Source organism: Aquibium sp. ELW1220 (assembly GCF_030398385.1).
GTDB lineage: Bacteria > Pseudomonadota > Alphaproteobacteria > Rhizobiales > Rhizobiaceae > Aquibium.
This window is the reverse complement of sequence record NZ_JAOAOQ010000014.1, coordinates 16,058-33,882: the sequence shown is the minus strand read 5'-3', so window position 1 is coordinate 33,882 and position 17,825 is coordinate 16,058. Positions and strand designations below refer to the sequence as shown.

The following is a 17,825-nucleotide window of genomic DNA, read 5'->3' as shown; positions in this document are numbered from 1 at the left end:
GCGTCATTTAGGGGGGATGCGTGCCGTCCCGCCGCGTCGCAGGTTCAGCATGTTGCCGAACAGGATGAGCGCTGCTCCGAGTGCCGTGAAGACGTCGATCGCCTCGGCATAGACGAGATAGCCCACGACGGCGGCGAGCGGCACGCGCAGGAAGTCCATCGGCACGACAATCGTCGCCTCGGCGTGCACCATGGCCCGCGCCATGCAGTAATGCGAGAAGGTGCCGCAGAAGGCGACGAGCAGCACCCAGGGCCAGTCCTGCGCCGTCGGCGTCTTCCAGACCAGGAGCGCGGGCACCAGCCCGAGTACCGACTGGATGACCAGCATCCAGAAGATGATGGTGGTGACGCTGTCGCGCCGCGTCAGCGCCTTGACCATGATCACGGAGATCGCGAAGGTCACTGCCGAGGCAAGCGCCAGCAGCTGGCCGAGATTGATCGTGTCGGCGCCCGGTCGCACGATGATCGCAACGCCCGCGAGACCGAGCGCGATCGACGCCGATTTGCGCCAGCCGATGCGCTCGCCGAGGAAGAGCGCGGCCAGGATCGCCGTCCAGATCGGCATAGTGAACTCGATCGAGATCAGCTGCGCGATCGGGATCAGCGCCAGCGCATAGAGCCAGAGATACTGGCCGGTGTAGTGGACGACGTTGCGGCCGACATGCTGGAAGAACGCCGTCGTGCGAAGCGTCCGGAAGCCGCCCGCCAGCATGACCAGCGGCATCAGCAGCACGAGCCCGATGGCCGAGCGCATGACCATAATCTGGAAGACGTCGAGCTCGCGCGTGGCTTCCCGCCCCGCCACCGTCATGGTCAGCATCAGCGCAAGCCAGCCGCCCATCCAGAGCGCTGCCTTCGGAAGTGAGGCTTGATCGTTCATCGCCCGTCTGTGGCAAAGCTCGGACGGTGCCGCAAGCCCGCGCCGACGGGCGGATGTTGGGCCAGAGGGCCCGTTCACCCGTGCGCGCGAAGGCGGTTCATGAGGTCTGCGAGCGGGAGCGCCGTCACCTCGTCGCGCAGTGGAAAGGCCTCGGTGCCCGGATAGACCAGGAACCGGGCCGTCGGCTTGACGTCGTCGCAGGCGTGGTGGAAGCCCTTCGTGAGTGCAGGCGCGCTGCTGCGCTTCACCTCGATCGCCCAGAGTTCCTTGCCGAAGCGGAGCAGCAGGTCAATCTCTGCCCCGGCACTGGTCCGGTAGAAAGAGGGCTCCGTACCATTGGGGGCGACCGCAAGAAGGTTCTCGATGACGAAGCCCTCCCAGCTGCCGCCCGCCACCGGATGGCCAAGGACGTCGTCGCGATCCTTCAGCCCGAGCAGGGCGTGCACGATCCCGCTGTCGCGGACATAGGTCTTCGGACTCTTGACCAGCCGCTTGCCGACATTCGTGAACCATGGCTGCAGCCTGCGGACGAGGAGCAGGTCCACCATAAGGTCGAGATAGCTCGCGGCCGTCGGGCTGGTCACGCCCAGCGAGCCGGCGAGATTGGAGGCGTTGAAGATCTGTCCCTGGTGATGCGCCAGCATCGTCCAGAAGCGGCGAAGCGTGGTCGCCGCGATGCGCGGCCCCAGCGATGGAATGTCCCTTTCGAGGTAGGTGCGGATGAAATCGAGGCGCCAGTCGAAACTCTCCGCCTGCTCGAGGAACGCTTCGGGAAAGCCGCCGCGCGTCCACAATGCGTCCATGCGATCGCTGCCCACTTCGAGCAGGTTGAGCGGCGGGAGGTCGATATAGGCGATGCGGCCCGCGAGCGACTCCGACGACTGGCGCAGCAGCTCGTTGCCGGCCGATCCCAGGAGGAGGAATTGACCTGTCCGGCGTCCGCGACGCCGGTTGATGTCGATCAGGCTGCGCAGCACCGGAAACAGGTCCGGCAATCGCTGGATCTCATCAAGGATGATCAGCCGGTCGGGAATGCTCTCGAAATAGAGGTCGGCGTTTTGGATCTTCGCAAGATCGGAGGGCCGCTCCAGGTCCAGGTAGACGGAGGGCATGCGCTCGGCGATCTCGAGGGCGAGCGTCGTCTTGCCGACCTGGCGCGGACCGAGCAGGGCGACCGCGGCGCGCCCATTCAGAGCCGCCAGAACGCGATCGAGGTGAATGCGCCGAAACATCCTTGTAAATTTAAAGCAGGATTTTAAATTTGCAAGGAAAAAGGCGGGCGCGGGCGCTTCAACGGGCGAACGAAGGCGGTATCCTCACCCCGGCAGCACCGCCGTCGCCTCGATCTCCACCTTGGCGCGGTCTTCGATCAGCGCCACCACCTGCACCATGGTCATCGCCGGAAAATGCTTGCCCATCACCGCGCGGTAGGCCTGGCCGATCTCGGGCAGCCGGGCGAGATACTCGGCCTTGTCGGTGACGAACCAGGTCAGCCGCACCAGGTGGCGCGGCTCCGCGCCGGCCTCCGCGAGCACGGCGGCGATATTCTCCAGCGCCTGGCGCACCTGGCCGACGAAGTCGTCGGTCTCGAACACCTGGTCGCCGTTCCAGCCGATCTGCCCGCCGACCCAGACGGTGCGCCCCTGTGCGAGCATGCCGTTGGCATAGCCCTTGGCCGGCTTCCAGTGCGACGGGTGCAGTTCCCGCGATTCGGGCGTGTTCGCCATTGGGGTTTTCCTCCAGTCAGACGCCAAGAAGGCGGTCGCGAATGTCGTCGGTGAGGGCGGCCGGCACGCCGGTCCAGGCGGTGCGGCCCTTCTCGATGATGGTGCAGCGGTCGGCGACCGGCAGAAGCTCGGCCATCGTCTTGTCGACGACGAGAATCGACTGTCCCTCGGCCTTAAGGGTCCGGATCGAGGCCCAGATGTCGTGGCGGATGACCGGGGCCAGCCCCTCCGTCGCCTCGTCGAGGATCAGCAGCCGCGGATTGGTCATCAGCGCCCGGCCGATCGCCAGCATCTGCTGCTCGCCGCCCGACAGCGTCGAGGCGAACTGATCGCGCCGTTCGGCGAGCCGCGGGAACAGCGTCTCGATGCGCGCAAGCGTCCACTGGCCCGGCCGTGCGGCCGCGACGAGGTTCTCGCGCACGGTGAGGTTGGGAAAACAGCGGCGGCCTTCCGGCACCAGGCCGATGCCCAGCCGCGCCACCCGAAAGGCGCGCAGGCCGGCGGTGTCGCGGCCGTCGAAGGCGATGCGCCCCTTGCGCGGCGGATTGAGCCGGCAGATCGAGCGGATCGTCGTAGTCTTGCCCATGCCGTTGCGGCCCATCAGCGCCACCACTTCGCCTTCGCCGACCGTGAGGTCGACGCCGAACAGCGCCTGGCTCGCGCCATAGAAGGTCTCGATGCCGGAAACGTCGAGGAGCATCGTCATGCCTCCTCTCCAAGGTAGGCGCGGCGTACCTCGGCGTCGTTGCGGATCTCGCTCACGCTGCCGGTCGCGATCACCCGGCCGTAGACCAGCACCGAGATGCGGTCGGCCAGCGCGAAGACGGCGTCCATGTCGTGCTCGACGAGCAGGATCGGCGCCTCCTGCCGCAGTTGGTCGAGGAAGCCGGTGAGAGTCTTGGAGCCTTCCGGGTCCATGCCGGCCATCGGCTCGTCGAGCAGGAAGGCCTTCGAGCCCAGCGCCAGCGCGATGGCGATTTCGAGCTGCCGCCGCTCGCCATGCGACAGTTCGGCGGCGGGGATCGTCGCGCGGTCCGCCAGCCCGACCCGCTCCAGCATCGCCATCGCGGGCTCGGTCAGCGACCGGTCGCGCATTACCGGCCGGAAGAAGCGGAAGCTCGTGCCCTGGCGCGCCTGGACTGCGAGCATCACGTTGCGCAGCGCGGAGAATTCCGGCGTCAGCGAGGAGATCTGGAACGTTCGTCCGAGCCCGATCCGCGCCCTCTCGGGCACGCCGAGCGCGCCGACGTCGCGACCGAGAAAGCGGATCGTGCCCGTGTCGGGCTTGAGGCTGCCGGCGATCTGGTGGATCAGCGTCGACTTGCCGGCGCCGTTCGGCCCGATCAGCGCGTGAATCTCGCCGGGTCGCAGGTCGAGCGAGACGTCGTCCGTCGCCTTCAGCGCGCCGAAGGTCTTGGTCAGGTTCGAAAGCTGCAGGACCGGCTCAGCCATGGCGTGCCTTTCCGGCCAGAAGTCCGACGACGCCGCCGCGCGCAAACAGCACCACGGCGAGCAGGAGCAGGCCGAGGAACAGCTGCCAGCGCTCGGTGATGCCGCCGAGGAAATATTCGAACGCGACGTAGAGCATCGCGCCCGCCACCGGCCCGGCCAGCCGTCCGACCCCGCCGAGGATGATCAGCACGATCAGTTCGCCCGACATGTGCCACGACAGCATTGACGGGCTGACGAAGCGGTTGAGGTCGGCAAACAGCGCGCCTGCCACGCCGGTCACCATCGCCGAGATGACGAAGGCGGCGAGCCTTATGCGATAGGGCGCGATGCCGACGGTTGCCAGCCGCCGCTCGTTCTGCCGCGCCGCCTGCAGCGCTGCGCCGAAGCGCGAATCGCGCAGCAGGGAAAACAGCAGCAGGCCGGCCATGAGCAGCCCGAAACAGACGAAGAAGAAGGTGAGCCCGTCCAGCGTGTTGACGCCTGGAAACTGGTTGCGGACGAAGATCGACAGACCGTCCTCGCCGCCATAGGCCGGCCAGGAGATGGCGAAGTAGAAGATCATCTGTGCGAAGGCGAGCGTGATCATGATGAAGTAGACGCCCGCGGTCCTCAGGCTTATGGCGCCGATTGCCAACGCCACGAGCCCCGACGCCACGATGGCCGTGGCCCAGATCACCGGCATGGCATTGGTTCCAGGCAGGCCGAAGGGCAGCGGCTCCATGTTGAAGGCGTGGCTGGCCAGTATGCCGGCGGCATAGCCGCCGATACCGAAGAACGCCGCATGGCCGAAGGAGACAAGCCCGCCGAGGCCGAGCGCGATATTCAGGCCGACCGCCGCCAGCGCCAGGATCGCCATGCGGGTGGCGAGCGTGATGTAGAAGGTCTCGCCCACCGCCGTCGCCCAGAGCGGTATGGCGAGCAGCGCGAGCACGATGACGAGGCTGATCAGGGTTTCGCGGCTCACGGTCTCACCTCAGCCGGCAGCGGCAAACAGGCCGCGCGGGCGGATCGCCAGCACCAGCGCCATGAAGACGTAGATCAGGATCGAGGCGAGCGAGGCGCCGATGCTGGCCGCCGCCGACGGCCCCATGAAGGCGGCGAGCGCCACCGGCAGGAGGAAGCGCCCGAGCGTGTCGATCAGCCCGACGAGCAGCGCGCCGACGAGCGCGCCGTGGATCGAGCCGATGCCGCCGATGACGATGACGACGAAGGCGAGGATTAGCACAGGCTCGCCCATGCCCACCTGCACGGACTGGATCGCGCCGACCAGGGCGCCGGCAAGCCCGGCAAGTGCCGCGCCGAGCGCGAAGACGACGGTGTAGAGCGTGCGGATGTCGACGCCGAGCGCGCCGATCATCTCCCGGTCGCTCTCGCCTGCGCGGATGCGCATGCCGAGCCGGGTGCGGGTGATGAGCAGATGCAGCCCGACCGCCACCGCGATCCCGACGCCGATGATCGCCACGCGATAGAGCGGATAGGCCGAACCGCCGGGCAGCGGAATGGCGCCGGACAGAAGCGGCGGGATGTTGAGATAGAGCGGGATCGAGCCGAACACCCAGCGCGTGCCTTCCGAGAAGACCAGGATCAGCGCGAAGGTCGCGAGCACCTGGTCGAGATGGTCGCGGTCGTAGAGCCGCCGGATCACCGTGACCTCGATGAGCGCGCCGGCCGCCGCCGCTGCCGCCAGGCTGGCGATCAGCCCGAGCCAGAACGAGCCGGTGGCTGCCGCCACCGTCGCGCAGGCGAAGGCGCCCACCATGTAGAGCGAGCCGTGCGCGAGGTTGATCAGCCCCATGACGCCGAAGATCAGCGTCAGCCCGGCCGCCATCAGAAACAGCATGACGCCGAACTGCAGGCCGTTGAGGATCTGCTCGATGAGGAGGGCGGTTTGCACGGTTGCGGGAACTCGAATGGGCTCTGTCTGCGGTGCCGCTCGCGGCGTGGACGATTCCTCTCCCCGCCTGCGGGGAGAGGGTAAGGGTGAGGGGCCGCGTTGGGTCGTGCGGAGGCGAGGCGTCGCCCGTCAAGGCGATGCACGCTGCGCCGCCCCCCATCCCCTGCCGGGACCTTCTCCCCGCGGGCGGGGAGAAGGCGGCCGTCACATCTTGCAGTCTTTGGCGTAGGCGTCCTCGTGGTTCTCGAAGGCGGTGCCGATGATCTTGTTGGTCAGCACGTCGCCTTCCTTCACCACCTCGCGCACGTAGATGTTCTGGATCGGGTGCTGGTTGGTGTTGAACTTGAAGGAGCCGCGAACGCTGTCGAAGTCGGCCTCCTTCAGCGCCGCCCTGAAGGCGTCCTTGTCGGAGATCGACGCCTTGCCCATGGCCGACAGGATCAGGTTCGCGGTGTCATAGGCCTGCGCGGCGTAGACCGAGGGCAGGCGGCTGTACTCGGCCTGGAAGGCCGCCACGAAGGCCTTGTTGGCCGCGTTGTCGAGGTCGTGCGACCAGGAGGCCGAGTTCTTGACGCCGAGGGCGGCATCGCCGATCGCCGGCAGAACGTCCTGGCTGAACGAGAAGGCCGGACCCATCAGCGGCAGGTCGACGCCCGACTGCGCCCACTGCTTGGTGAAGGCGATGCCCATGCCGCCCGGCAGGAAGAAGAACACCGCGTCGGCGCCCGAGGCACGGATCTGCGCGATTTCGGCCGCATAGTCGGTCTGGCCGAGCTGGGTGTAGACCTCGCCGGCGAGCTCGCCCTTGTAGAAGCGCTTGAAGCCGGTGAGCGAGTCCTTGCCGGCCGGATAGTTCGGCGCCAGGATGAACACCTTCTTGTAGTCCGCGTTCGCGTATTCGCCCATCGCCTCGTGGAAATTGTCGTTCTGGTAGGCGACGTTGAAGTAATTGGCGTTGCAGTTGGCGCCCGCCAGCGGCGAGGGGCCGGCATTCGGCGACAGGTAGATGATGCCCTGGCCCGTGACGCTCGGCACGACCGCCATGGCGAGGTTCGACCAGATGATGCCGGTCAGGATGTCGACCTTTTCGCTCTGGATCATCTTGTCGGCGATCTGCACCGCGATCTCCGGCTTCATCGCGTCGTCCTCGGTGACGACCGTCACGTCGGGATTGTTCGCCTGCTTCATGGCGAGCGCGAAGGCGTCGCGCACGTCGATGCCGAGACCGGCGCCGCCGCCCGACAGCGTGGTGATCATGCCGATCTTGACTGGCTCGGCAAACGCCAGCCCGCTCACGCTCATGCCGAGGCCCAACAGCCCCGCCGCAATGATCTTGTTCATGGTCAGTCTCCCTTTTCTTGCCCTCTGGCTTTTGTCCGGCTGCCGCCTTGCGCGACCTGTGTCCGGCATTCCCTGCTTCGGCGGCTCTCCGCCGCTCAAAGTTCCGTCCTGACTTTCCACAATTCCGGAAAGAGTTCCACCTCAAGCATCCGCCGCAGGTAGGAAACCCCGCCGGTGCCGCCGGTGCCGCGCTTCAGCCCGATGATCCGCTCGACCGTCGTCACGTGGTTGAAGCGCCAGCGGCGGAAATAGTCCTCGAAATCCACCAGCTTCTCGGCCAGTTCGTAGAGCGCCCAGTGGCGCTCCGGGTCCTGGTAGACCGCCTTCCACGCACCCATCACGACATCGCTCGCCACCCGCTGCTCGCGCAGCACCGGCCGCTCCGGTTCGTCCGACAGGTCGAAGCCTTCGCGGACGAGCAGCCGGATCGCCTCGTCGTAGAGGCTGGGCCTGGCGAGAATTCCCTCGAGCACTGCGGTCGTCGTCGCGTCGTGCCCATGCGGCTTCAGCATCGCGAGGTTGCGGTTGCCGGCCAGGAACTCGATCGCCCGGTACTGCCAGGACTGGAAGCCCGACGACTGGCCGAGCGCCGAGCGGAAGCGCGTGTATTCGCTGGGCGTCATGGTGCGCAGCACGTCCCAGGCCCCGTTCAGCTGCTCGAAGATGCGCGAGACCCGGCTCAGCATCTTGAAGGCCGGGCGCAGATCGTCGCGCGCGATGGCCGCCATCGCCGCCGTCAGTTCGTGGATCGCGAGCTTCATCCACAGTTCCGACGTCTGGTGCTGGATGATGAACAGCATCTCGTCGGGCGACGACGACAGCGGCGCTTGCGCGGCCAGAATGCCGTCGAGCTTCAGATAGTCCGAATAGGACATCCGCCGCGCGAAATCGGTCACCGCGCCTTCCGTCGAGGGATCGTGTGGAGCGCTCATGTCACCTTGGCCCGCTGTTTGAATTCCGGACGATCCCACAGCCGCTCGCCCATCACGCGCTCCAGCGTCGCGGCGGCGCGAAGCACGTCGTCGAGGCCGACATAGAGCGGCGTGAAGCCGAAGCGCATGATGTCGGGAGCGCGGAAATCGCCGACCACGCCATTGGCGATCGCCGCCTGCATGGCCGCATAACCCTCGGAGAAGGCGAACGACACCTGGCTGCCGCGCAACTCCGGATCGCGCGGCGAGGCGAGCGTCAGCTGCGGGCAGCGCGCCTCCACTTCGGCGACGAAGGTCTCCGACAGCTCGATCGACCGCGCCCGGACGTCGGCCATCGACACGCCGTCCCAGACGTCGAGCGCGGCGTCGAGCGAGGCCATCGACAGGATCGGCGGCGTTCCCACCCGCATCCGGTTGACGCCGGCGGCAGGCGCGTAGCCGAGATCGAAGGCGAAGGGCGCGGCATGGCCCATCCAGCCGGCGAGCGCGGGCGAGACCTGCTCGGCGTGCCCGGGGCGGACGTAGATGAAGGCCGGCGCGCCGGGGCCGCCGTTCAGATACTTGTAGCCGCAGCCGATGGCGAAGTCGGCGCCCGCGCCGGAAAGGTCGACGGGCAGGGCGCCCGCCGAATGGGCGAGGTCCCAGACGGTCACCGCACCCGCCGCATGCGCCTTCGCGGTCAGGGCCGCCATGTCGTGCAGCCGGCCGCTGCGATAGTCGACCTGCGTCAGCATCAGCACCGCCACCGTCTCGTCGATCGCGCCGTCGACCTCATCGGGCGCCACGATCCTGAGTTCGTGGCCGCGGCCGAGCGCCGCCAGCGCCTGCTGCGCGACATAAAGGTCGGTCGGGAAGTTGCCGCTGTCCGACAGCACGACCTTGCGTTCGCCCGACAGCGAAAGAGCCGCCGTCAACGCCTTGAAGAGATTCACCGACGTGGAATCGCCCGCCACCACCGAGCCCGCCGGCGCGCCGACCAGCCGGGCGATCTTGTCGCCCACCACCTGCGGCAGGTCGATCCAGCCGGCCTCGTTCCAGCCGCGGATCAGCAGCGTCCCCCAGCCATGCGACACCTCCCGCGCCACTCGCTCCCGCGCAGCGCGAGGCAGCGGCCCGAGCGAGTTGCCGTCGAGATAGAGGACGCCGTCGGGCAGGTCGAAGAGGGCGCGGGTCGCGTCGAAATCGGTCATGGGTACACTGCCGCCATGCGTGTGCGGGGATGGGCCGGGTGGCGAGGGCGGTGACCGCCCTGGGTGTTTCGGCCCGGATGGTTGCCGCGGCCTGGGAGATTGCCCTTGCGGCATTGGTTGTCGTGATGCAGGGCGTTACCCCCACCCCTTACCCTGCCGGGGCGAGCCGCTTGTCTCGCCCGTCCTACGGACCCCCACAAGGGGGAGGGGGGCGCCGGCGTTGACGCTTCGTCGATCTCGTGGGCGGCAAGCCGCGACGCCCGCCATTCCCCCTCCCCCTTGTGGGGAGGGGTAAGGGGTGGGGGTACGCGACCGTGCAGGAAAGACGGTCCATCCGACGACGAACCATCCCACCGAGGAAACCTGCCGAACACGGGGACCCGCCCCGCCGATGCCGACAGGCAAGACAATCCAGCCGCCCTCTGCTGCTCCACCGCCATCCCCGTCATCGCTCGATCTCCCGCAGCCTGAAGCGCTGGATCTTGCCCGTCTGCGTCTTCGGCAGCGCATCGGTGAAGATCACCGAGCGTGGATACTTGAACGGGGCGATGGTGGCCTTCACATGGTCCTGCAGCCGCTTCACCGTCGCCTCGTCCGGCGCGCAGCCGGCGACCAGAACCACATGCGCCTGCACGATCTGCCCGCGCGCCTCGTCGGCCACGCCGATCACCGCGCATTCCGACACGTCGGGATGGGACAGCAGTGCTGCCTCCACCTCGGGCCCGGCGATGTTGTAACCGGCCGAGACGATCAGGTCGTCGGCGCGGGCGGCGAAGTGGAAGCGGCCGTCCTCGTCCTGCAGGAAGGCGTCGCCGGTGATGTTCCAGCCCGCCTTGACGTACTCGCCCTGGCGGTCGTCGGCGAGGTAGCGGCAACCCGTCGGGCCACGCACCGCGAGCTTGCCCACCGTGCCGCGCGGCACCTCGTTCATGCCGTCGTCGACGATCTTCGCCTCGTATCCCGTCACCGGCCGCCCGGTGGTCGCCGGATGCCGGTCGTCGAGCCGGTTGGAAATGAAGATGTGCAGCATCTCGGTCGCGCCGATGCCGTCGAGGATCGGCTTGCCGGTCTTCCGCGTCCAGTCCTCGAACACCGGCCCCGGCAGCGTCTCGCCGGCCGACACCGCGATCCTCAGCGACGACAGGTCGGCGCCCTCGTCCATGGCAGCCAGCATCGCGCGATAGGCGGTCGGCGCGGTGAAGCTGATCGTCGCGCGGTACTTCTCGATGATCTCGACCATGTTCGGCGGCGAGGCGTTCTCGAGCAGCGCGGCCGCCGCGCCGAAGCGCAGCGGGAAGATCGCGAGCCCGCCCAGCCCGAAGGTGAAGGCGAGCGGCGGCGAGCCCACGAAGACGTCGTCGGGCGTCACGCCGAGCACTTCCTTCGCATAGCCGTCGGCGATGATCAGAAGGTCGCGGTGGAAATGCATCGTCGCCTTCGGCACGCCGGTGGTGCCGGAGGTGAAGCCGAGCAGCGCCACGTCGTCGCGGCCGGTCTTCACCGCTTCGAAGCGCACCGGCTTGTCGAGCGCCGCGCGGTCGAGTTCGGCGTCGTGGTTGGCCGTCCCGTCGAAACCCACCACCTGTTTCAGGAACGAACTCTGCTTGGCGCAGGCCACCATCTCGTCCAGCGCCCGCGTGTCGCACAGCGCCAGCGCGATCTCGGCCTTGTCGACGATCTTGGCAAGCTCGCCCGCCCGCAGCATCGGCATGGTGTTGACCACCACCGCCCCGGCCTTGGTGGCCGCGAGCCAGCAGGCGACGACCGCGGGGTTGTTCGGTCCTCGGATCAGGATCCTGTTTCCGGGCCTTACGCCGTAGTCCTCCACCAGCGCATGCGCCAGCCGGTTGGTCCAGTCCGACAGCTCCTTGTAGGTCCGCCGACGGCCATTGCCGATCAGCGCCGTGTTGTCGCCGAAGCCCCGCTCGACCATGCGGTCGGAGAGCTCGACGCCGGCGTTCAGCCACTCCGGATAGTCGAAGCCCCCGAGCAGGAGGTCGGGCCACTGGTCGGCCGGGGGCAGGTTGTCGCGGGCGAAGGTGTCGGTGTGGGCGGAAGGACCGAGGATCATGGCTTTGCTCCCACGAGATGTGTCCGGGCGAATACGGCACCTGCGGATGCCGGCACTCCACGGCGCCCCCCTCTGTCCTGCCGGACATCTCCCCCACAGGGGGGGAGATCGGCAGCGGCGGCGGCGCCGCCTTCCTTGCGACGTCGGCGATTGGCGAAGGCCGACGCGACGGCCGATCTCCCCCCTTGTGGGGGAGATGTCCGGCAGGACAGAGGGGGGCGCGAAGGAACGCGACCGTCGAAGAGGATCATTCCGCGAGCCCCCCCATCACCTGCCTGGCAATCACCACCTTCTGCACGTCCGACGCCCCCTCGTAGATCCGGAGCGCCCGGATCTCCCGATACAGGCTCTCCACGATGTGCCCCTTGCGCACCCCGTCGCCGCCATGCAACTGCACCGCCGCGTCGATCACCGCCTGCGCCCGGTCGGTGGCGAAGAGCTTGGCCATCGCCGCCTCGCGCGTCACCCGCGCAGCCCCCGAATCCTTCGTCCAGGCGGCGCGGTAGACCAGCAGCGCCGAGGCGTCGACGTCGAGCGCCATCTCGGCCAGATGGCCCTGCACCATCTGCAGGTCGAAAAGCGGTTTACCGAACAGTTCCCGGCTGTTGGCGCGGGAAAGCGATTCATCGAGCGCACGCCGCGCGAAGCCGAGCGCCGCCGCGCCGACCGTCGAGCGGAAGACGTCGAGCACCGACATGGCAATGCGGAAGCCGTCGCCCGGCTTGCCGATCATGGCCGACGCCGGCACCCGCACGCCGTCGAAGGAGAGCCTGGCCAGGGGATGCGGCGCGATTACCTCCAGCCGCTCGGCGACGGTGAGACTCGGCGTGCCCGCCGGCACCAGGAAGCAGGAGATGCCGCGCGCGCCCGGCGCCTCGCCGGTGCGGGCAAAGACGGTGTAGACGTCGGCGATGCCGCCGTTCGAGATCCAGGTCTTCTCGCCGGTGAGCACGTAGTCGCCGCCGTCGCGCGTGGCCGTCATGTCCATGTTGGCGACGTCCGAGCCCGATCGCGGCTCCGACAGCGCGAAGGCCGAGATCGCCTCGCCGCGCCGGGTCTTCTCCAGCCAGCGCTGCTGTTCGGGCGAGCCGAAGAGCGAAATCGCCCCGGTCCCCAGCCCCTGCATGGCGAAGGCGAAATCGGACAGCCCGTCATGCCGCGCCAGCGTCTCGCGCGTCAGGCAGAGCATGCGCACGTCGAGCGGACCTGGGGCGGCGGGGTCGACCGCCGTCGGCATCAGCCAGCCGTCGCGGCCGAGCGCCGCCACCAGCTTGCGGCAGGCGGCGTCGACATCGTGGTGGTCGACCGGGAGCTTTGCAGTGCACCAGGCCTCGAGCCGCTCGGCATGGGCGCGGTGGCGGTCTTCGAAGAAGGGCCAGGCGAGGAAGGAGCGGTCAGGCATAGTGCGGCCCTCCCGGGATTGACGTCGGCGTTCTACGGCGCCCCCCTCTGTCCTGCCGGACATCTCCCCCACACGGGGGGAGATCGGCAGCTTCAACGACGACGCTTCCCATGCAACGTTCGCGGCTGGCGAAAGTCGACGCGACCGCCGATCTCCCCCCTCGTGGGGGGTCCGAAGGACGGGCGAGACAAGTGGCTCGCCCCGTCCGGCAGGGCAGAGGGGGGCGCGACGGAACGCGAGGTTCGCAAGTCGAGCGAATTCCGAAGCCTCCCATCCCTCAATCCCCCGCAAACACCGGCTGCACCTTGCCAACGAATGCCTCGTAAGCCCTGCGGAAATCCCCCGTCTGCATGCAGATCGCCTGCGCCTGCGCTTCGGCCTCGATCGCCTGGTCGAGGCTCATCGACCATTCCTGGTTGAGCTGCGTCTTGGTGATGCCGTGCGCGAAGGTCGGCCCGGCGGCGATCGATGCGGCGAGCGCGAGCGCCTCGGCCTCCAGCGCCTCGGCCGAGACCAGCCGGTTGTAGTAGCCCCAGCGCTCGCCCTCGGCGGCGCTCATCGTGCGGCCGGTATAGAGCAGTTCGGCCGCGCGGCCCTGGCCGATGATTCGCGGCAGCATCGCGCAGGCGCCCATGTCGCAGCCGGCGAGCCCGACGCGGGTGAACAGAAAGCCGGTCTTGGCCTCGGGCGTCGCGAGCCGGATGTCGGAGGCCATGGTGATGATGGCGCCCGCGCCCACCGCCACGCCGTCGACCGCCGAGATGATCGGCTTGCCGCAATGGATCATCGCCTTGACGAAGTCGCCGGTCATGCGGGTGAAGGCCAGCAGCCCCTTCATGTCCATCTTCGTCAGCGGCCCGATGATCTCGTGCACGTCGCCGCCCGAGGAGAAGTTGCCGCCATTGGGCAGGAACACCACCACGTCGATATCGTCGGCATAGGCGAGCGCCCGGAACGTGTCGCGCAGTTCGGCATAGCTCTCGAAGGTGAGCGGGTTCTTGCGGTCGGGGCGGTTGAGGCGCACCTGCGCCACGCCGTCCTTCGCCTCCCAGAGAAAATGCTGCGGGGTCAGCCCGGCCATTGCGGTCAATGTTCGTCCTCCCAGTTGCTGCGGAAAGTCTTCAGCATCGTCGACAGCCGCCGCGCGTCCTGTTCGCCGATGCCGCCCAGCAGTTCGTCGATCCAGCCCTCGTGTTCGGCGGCCATGGCGCGGAACACTTCCGTACCCTGCTCGGTCAGCGTCACGATCGAGGTGCGGCGGTCGCCGTCGCGCCGCGTCCGGGCCACGTAGCCGTCGCTGACCAGGCGGTCGACGATGCCGGTGACGTTGCCGTTGGACACCAGCAGATAGCGCGACAGGTCGCTCATCAGCATGCCGTCGGGCGCCCGGTTCAGCGCCGCCATCACGTCGAAGCGAGGCAGGGTGGTCTCGAATTCGCGCTTCAGCCGCCCCTGCAGCTCGTTCTCGACGATGCGCGAGGCGCGCAGCAACCGGATCCACAGCCTCAGCCGCTCCTTGGAGGCCGGCGGTGCGTCCAGCGTCGCCAGGGGCGCGTCGACCATCGTCAGCCCCCCGAGATCGCGACCGGCTGCCCGGTCACCGAGATCGCGGCGTCGCTGGCCAGCCACAGCACCGCGGCGGCCACTTCCTCGGGCTTGATCAGCCGCTGGTTCGGGTTGAAGGCGGCAAAGCCCTCGCGCGCCTGCTCTTCGCTCCGCCCGGTCTTTTCCATCACGCGGGCGATGGATTCTTCCAGCATCTCTGTCTCGACGTAACCGGGGCAGATCGCGTTGACGGTGACGCCGGTCTTCAGGAGCTCCGCCGCCAGCGCCCGCATCAGCCCCACCACGCCATGCTTGGAGGCGACGTAGGGCGCGACATAGGCCGAGCCGCGCAGGCCGGCCACCGACGCGATGAAGATCAGCCGTCCGCGCATGCGCTCCGCCATGCCGGCGAGTGCCGGCCGGACGGTCAGGAACGCGCCTGTCAGGTTGACCTCGATGATGCGGTTCCACTCGGCGAGCGTCGTCTTGTGCGCCGGCGCGCTCGACGCGATCCCGGCATTGGCGACGACGATCTCGATCGGCCCGCGTGCGGCTTCGGCTTTGCGGTACAGCGCCTCCACGGAGGCCTCGTCGGTGACGTCGGCGGTCATGGCGTGGATGCGCGGATGCATGGCCGCGACCGCCTCGAGCGGCTCCGCGCGCCTGCCGCAGATGGTGACCTCGACGCCCGCTTCGGCGAGCGCGAGCGCGGTCGCCTTGCCGATGCCGGTCGCGCCGCCGGTGACGAGGGCGTGGGGGAGGGAGATGGTCATCGGCGGGGCCTCGCGGCGTGGATTCTCGACAGCCGAGCTCCGTCGCGCCCCCCTCTGCCTGCCGGCATCTTCCCCACGAGGGGGGAGATCAGGCGCGCCGCCGAAGCTGCCGATCTCCCCCCTCGTGGGGGGTCCGAAGGACGGGCGAGACCGGTGGCTCGCCCCGGCCGGCAGGCCAGAGGGAGGCGCCGTAGAGCTCCCAACCCGCTCAAGTCCGCGACTCGCATCCCCATCACACCTTCCCCCCCACCTGCTCCTGCCGCTCCGCCAGCCGGTACAGCTGGTCGCGGCCGGCGAGATACGGCTTCGGCCATGCCACCCCGCGATCGCCCAGCGCCGCCGCCGCATGCAGCGTCCAGTAGGGATCCGCCAGATGCGGCCTTGCGAGGCAGACGAGGTCGGCGCGGCCGGCCATCAGGATGGAATTGACGTGGTCGGGCTCGTAGATGTTGCCCACCGCCATGGTCGCCATGCCGGTCTCGTTGCGGATGCGGTCGGAGAAGGGCGTCTGGAACATCCGGCCATAGACCGGTTTCGCCCGCGTCGAGGTCTGCCCAGCCGAGACGTCGCAAATGTCGACGCCGGCTTGCTTCAGCATCCGCGCGATCGCCACTGCCTCCTGCGGCGTGACACCGTCCTCGCCCACCCAGTCATTGGCCGAGATGCGCACCGAGATCGGCTTTGCCTCCGGCCAGACGGCCCGCACGGCGCGGAACACCTCCAGCGGATAGCGCATGCGATTGTCCAGGCTGCCGCCATATTCGTCCGTGCGAAGGTTCGTCACCGGCGTGATGAAAGACGACAGCAGGTAGCCATGCGCCATGTGCAGCTCGATCATGTCGAAGCCGCAGCGCTCAGCCATCTGCGCCGACGCCACGAACTGGTCGCGCACCATGTCCATGTCGGCGCGGTCCATCGCCTTCGGCACCGCGTTGCCCTCCGACCAGGCCACCGCGGAGGCCGACAGAAGCGGCCAGTTGCCCTCGGGCAGCGGGCAATCCGCGTCTTCCCAGCCGACCTGCGTCGAGCCCTTGGCGCCGGCATGGCCGATCTGGGCGCAGATCTTCGCCTCCGTCTCGGCATGGACGAAATCGACCAGCCGTTTCCACGCCGCCTCGTGCCCGGGCGCATAGAAGCCGGGGCAGCCGGGTGTGATGCGGCCTTCGGGCGACACGCAGGTCATCTCGATCGTCACCATCGCCGCGCCGCCCTTGGCGCGCTCGGCATAGTGGGAAAAGTGCCAGTCGGTTGGGCAGCCGTCGACGGCCTTGTACTGCGCCATCGGCGAGACGACGACGCGGTTTGCAAGCTCCATGTCGCGCAGCTTGAACGGCGCGAACATCGGCGCGCGCGCCGCATTGCCGGTGCTGCCGGCCTGGTGCTGGAACCAGCTCTCCGCGCTCGCCAGCCATTCCTTGTCACGCAGCCGCAGGTTCTCGTGGCTGATCCGCTGCGAGCGGGTGAGCAGCGAATAGTTGAACTGCACCGGGTCGAGGTTCAGGTAGCGCTCGATGTCCTCGAACCATTCCAGCGAATTGCGCGCCGCCGATTGCAGCTTCAGCACCTCGGTGCGCCGCGCCGCCTCGTATTTTTCGAATGCGGCGGAAAGCGTCGCCTCCGACGTCACGTAGTCGGCAAGCGCGATCGCGCTCTCGACCGCCAGCTTGGTGCCCGAGCCGATGGAGAAATGCGCGCTCGCCGCTGCGTCGCCCATCAGCGCCAGGTTCTCGTGCGACCAGCGCTCGCAGAGCACGCGCGGAAAATTGATCCAGGCCGAGCCGCGCACGTGGTTGGCGTTCGACATCAGCGGATGCCCGCCGAGATGGTCCCTGAAGATCGCCTCGCAGGTGGCGATGGACTCCTCCTTCGACATCGCGCCGAAGCCGTAATTGTCCCAGGTCTCCTGGCTGCACTCGACGATGAAGGTCGCCGTGTCCGGGTCGAACTGGTAGGCATGCGCCCAGACCCAGCCCTTCTCCGTCTCCTCGAAGACGAAGGTGAAGGCGTCGTCGAACTTCTGCTGCGTGCCGAGCCAGACGAACTTGCAGGCCCGCATCTCGATGTCGGGCTTGAACACGTCGGCGAAGGCCGTGCGCGTCTTCGAATTCAGCCCGTCGGAGGCGACGACGAGGTCGTAGCGCTCCATGTAGTATTGCGGCTCGCGCGCTTCGGTCTCGAAGGCCAGCTCCACGCCGAGTTCCCGGGCCCGCTCCTGCAGCAGCACGAGAAGCTGCCTGCGGCCGATGCCGCAGAAGCCATGCCCGGACGACACCGTGCGCGTGCCGCGGTAAAAGACGGCGATGTCGTCCCAGTAGGCGAAATGCGCGCGGATGCGCTCGGCGCTGACGGGATCGTTCGTCGCGAGATTGTCCAGCGTCTCGTCCGACAGCACCACGCCCCAGCCGAACGTGTCGTCCGGCTTGTTGCGCTCGATGACGGTGACGTCATGCGCCGCGTTGCGCAGCTTCATCGAGATGGCGAAATAGAGGCCGGCGGGGCCACCGCCAAGGACCGCGATCTTCATCTCGCCCATACCTCCATCGCCTGACTGTGGAGGCAGCATGACAGCGGCCTCTGGATATTTCAAGCTTGAAATTTCAAGATTGAAGGATTTGACTC

Annotated in this window: 16 protein-coding genes; all 16 read right to left on the bottom strand. The window is 68.1% G+C overall.

Translation table 11 applies throughout. The features are described from left to right. Positions 1-3: 3 nt before the first annotated feature. The 16 genes from N1F91_RS14285 to N1F91_RS14210 all read right to left on the bottom strand — a co-directional run bounded on the left by N1F91_RS14285 (position 4) and on the right by N1F91_RS14210 (position 17,730). Entirely contained in the window at positions 4-879 is an 876-nt protein-coding gene (locus N1F91_RS14285) for a DMT family transporter (RefSeq protein ID WP_289993022.1), read from the bottom strand. A gap of 74 nt (positions 880-953) precedes the next feature. Then, complete coding sequence (locus tag N1F91_RS14280) at positions 954-2,111, bottom strand: ATP-binding protein (protein WP_289993021.1); 1,158 nt, start codon at positions 2,109-2,111, stop codon at positions 954-956. An 84-nt stretch (positions 2,112-2,195) separates the two neighbouring features. Continuing rightward, positions 2,196-2,606 carry a RidA family protein gene (locus N1F91_RS14275; protein ID WP_289993019.1) on the bottom strand — a complete coding sequence of 137 codons (411 nt, stop codon included), beginning with the start codon at positions 2,604-2,606 and terminating at the stop codon, positions 2,196-2,198. A gap of 16 nt (positions 2,607-2,622) precedes the next feature. Then, complete coding sequence (locus N1F91_RS14270) at positions 2,623-3,312, bottom strand: ABC transporter ATP-binding protein (RefSeq protein ID WP_289993017.1); 690 nt, start codon at positions 3,310-3,312, stop codon at positions 2,623-2,625. Further along, on the bottom strand, positions 3,309-4,058 hold the full coding sequence (locus N1F91_RS14265; RefSeq protein WP_289993016.1) for an ABC transporter ATP-binding protein: 750 nt from the start codon (positions 4,056-4,058) through the stop codon (positions 3,309-3,311). Before N1F91_RS14265 ends, N1F91_RS14270 begins: the two co-directional genes overlap by 4 nt. Then, the gene (locus N1F91_RS14260) at positions 4,051-5,022 is read right to left on the bottom strand and encodes a branched-chain amino acid ABC transporter permease (protein ID WP_289993015.1); all 972 of its coding nucleotides are present in this window, start codon (positions 5,020-5,022) and stop codon (positions 4,051-4,053) included. The genes N1F91_RS14265 and N1F91_RS14260 overlap by 8 nt, the downstream gene beginning before the upstream one ends. Before the next feature lie 9 nt (positions 5,023-5,031). Continuing rightward, a complete protein-coding gene (locus tag N1F91_RS14255; RefSeq protein WP_289993014.1) occupies positions 5,032-5,952 on the bottom strand; it encodes a branched-chain amino acid ABC transporter permease in 921 nt (306 codons plus the stop codon). A 204-nt stretch (positions 5,953-6,156) separates the two neighbouring features. Beyond that, complete coding sequence (locus N1F91_RS14250; RefSeq protein WP_289993013.1) at positions 6,157-7,293, bottom strand: ABC transporter substrate-binding protein; 1,137 nt, start codon at positions 7,291-7,293, stop codon at positions 6,157-6,159. Positions 7,294-7,388: 95 nt separating this feature from the next. Then, on the bottom strand, positions 7,389-8,225 hold the full coding sequence (gene kynA, locus N1F91_RS14245) for a tryptophan 2,3-dioxygenase (RefSeq protein ID WP_289993012.1): 837 nt from the start codon (positions 8,223-8,225) through the stop codon (positions 7,389-7,391). Further along, a complete protein-coding gene (gene kynU / locus N1F91_RS14240) occupies positions 8,222-9,415 on the bottom strand; it encodes a kynureninase (RefSeq protein ID WP_289993011.1) in 1,194 nt (397 codons plus the stop codon). Before kynU ends, kynA begins: the two co-directional genes overlap by 4 nt. A gap of 445 nt (positions 9,416-9,860) precedes the next feature. Continuing rightward, the gene (locus tag N1F91_RS14235) at positions 9,861-11,483 is read right to left on the bottom strand and encodes an AMP-binding protein (protein ID WP_289993151.1); all 1,623 of its coding nucleotides are present in this window, start codon (positions 11,481-11,483) and stop codon (positions 9,861-9,863) included. Positions 11,484-11,733: 250 nt separating this feature from the next. After that, a complete protein-coding gene (locus N1F91_RS14230; protein ID WP_289993010.1) occupies positions 11,734-12,888 on the bottom strand; it encodes an acyl-CoA dehydrogenase family protein in 1,155 nt (384 codons plus the stop codon). A gap of 277 nt (positions 12,889-13,165) precedes the next feature. Beyond that, the gene (locus N1F91_RS14225) at positions 13,166-13,978 is read right to left on the bottom strand and encodes an enoyl-CoA hydratase family protein (RefSeq protein ID WP_289993009.1); all 813 of its coding nucleotides are present in this window, start codon (positions 13,976-13,978) and stop codon (positions 13,166-13,168) included. Further along, the gene (locus N1F91_RS14220) at positions 13,975-14,451 is read right to left on the bottom strand and encodes a MarR family transcriptional regulator (protein WP_289993008.1); all 477 of its coding nucleotides are present in this window, start codon (positions 14,449-14,451) and stop codon (positions 13,975-13,977) included. Before N1F91_RS14220 ends, N1F91_RS14225 begins: the two co-directional genes overlap by 4 nt. Positions 14,452-14,453: 2 nt before the next feature. Continuing rightward, positions 14,454-15,206: an SDR family NAD(P)-dependent oxidoreductase gene (locus N1F91_RS14215; protein ID WP_289993007.1), complete on the bottom strand. Its 753-nt coding sequence runs from the start codon at positions 15,204-15,206 to the stop codon at positions 14,454-14,456. 232 nt (positions 15,207-15,438) lie between these two features. Next, positions 15,439-17,730: a bifunctional salicylyl-CoA 5-hydroxylase/oxidoreductase gene (locus tag N1F91_RS14210; RefSeq protein WP_289993006.1), complete on the bottom strand. Its 2,292-nt coding sequence runs from the start codon at positions 17,728-17,730 to the stop codon at positions 15,439-15,441. Positions 17,731-17,825 lie beyond the last annotated feature (95 nt).

Coding starts and splice junctions, on each gene's coding strand:
- N1F91_RS14285 (WP_289993022.1), bottom strand. CDS start 879: ATGAACGATCAAGCCTCACTTCCGAAGGCAGCGCTCTGGATGGGCGGC.
- N1F91_RS14280 (WP_289993021.1), bottom strand. CDS start 2,111: ATGTTTCGGCGCATTCACCTCGATCGCGTTCTGGCGGCTCTGAATGGG.
- N1F91_RS14275 (WP_289993019.1), bottom strand. CDS start 2,606: ATGGCGAACACGCCCGAATCGCGGGAACTGCACCCGTCGCACTGGAAG.
- N1F91_RS14270 (WP_289993017.1), bottom strand. CDS start 3,312: ATGACGATGCTCCTCGACGTTTCCGGCATCGAGACCTTCTATGGCGCG.
- N1F91_RS14265 (WP_289993016.1), bottom strand. CDS start 4,058: ATGGCTGAGCCGGTCCTGCAGCTTTCGAACCTGACCAAGACCTTCGGC.
- N1F91_RS14250 (WP_289993013.1), bottom strand. CDS start 7,293: ATGAACAAGATCATTGCGGCGGGGCTGTTGGGCCTCGGCATGAGCGTG.
- kynA (WP_289993012.1), bottom strand. CDS start 8,225: ATGAGCGCTCCACACGATCCCTCGACGGAAGGCGCGGTGACCGATTTC.
- kynU (WP_289993011.1), bottom strand. CDS start 9,415: ATGACCGATTTCGACGCGACCCGCGCCCTCTTCGACCTGCCCGACGGC.
- N1F91_RS14230 (WP_289993010.1), bottom strand. CDS start 12,888: ATGCCTGACCGCTCCTTCCTCGCCTGGCCCTTCTTCGAAGACCGCCAC.
- N1F91_RS14220 (WP_289993008.1), bottom strand. CDS start 14,451: ATGGTCGACGCGCCCCTGGCGACGCTGGACGCACCGCCGGCCTCCAAG.
- N1F91_RS14215 (WP_289993007.1), bottom strand. CDS start 15,206: ATGACCATCTCCCTCCCCCACGCCCTCGTCACCGGCGGCGCGACCGGC.
- N1F91_RS14210 (WP_289993006.1), bottom strand. CDS start 17,730: ATGAAGATCGCGGTCCTTGGCGGTGGCCCCGCCGGCCTCTATTTCGCC.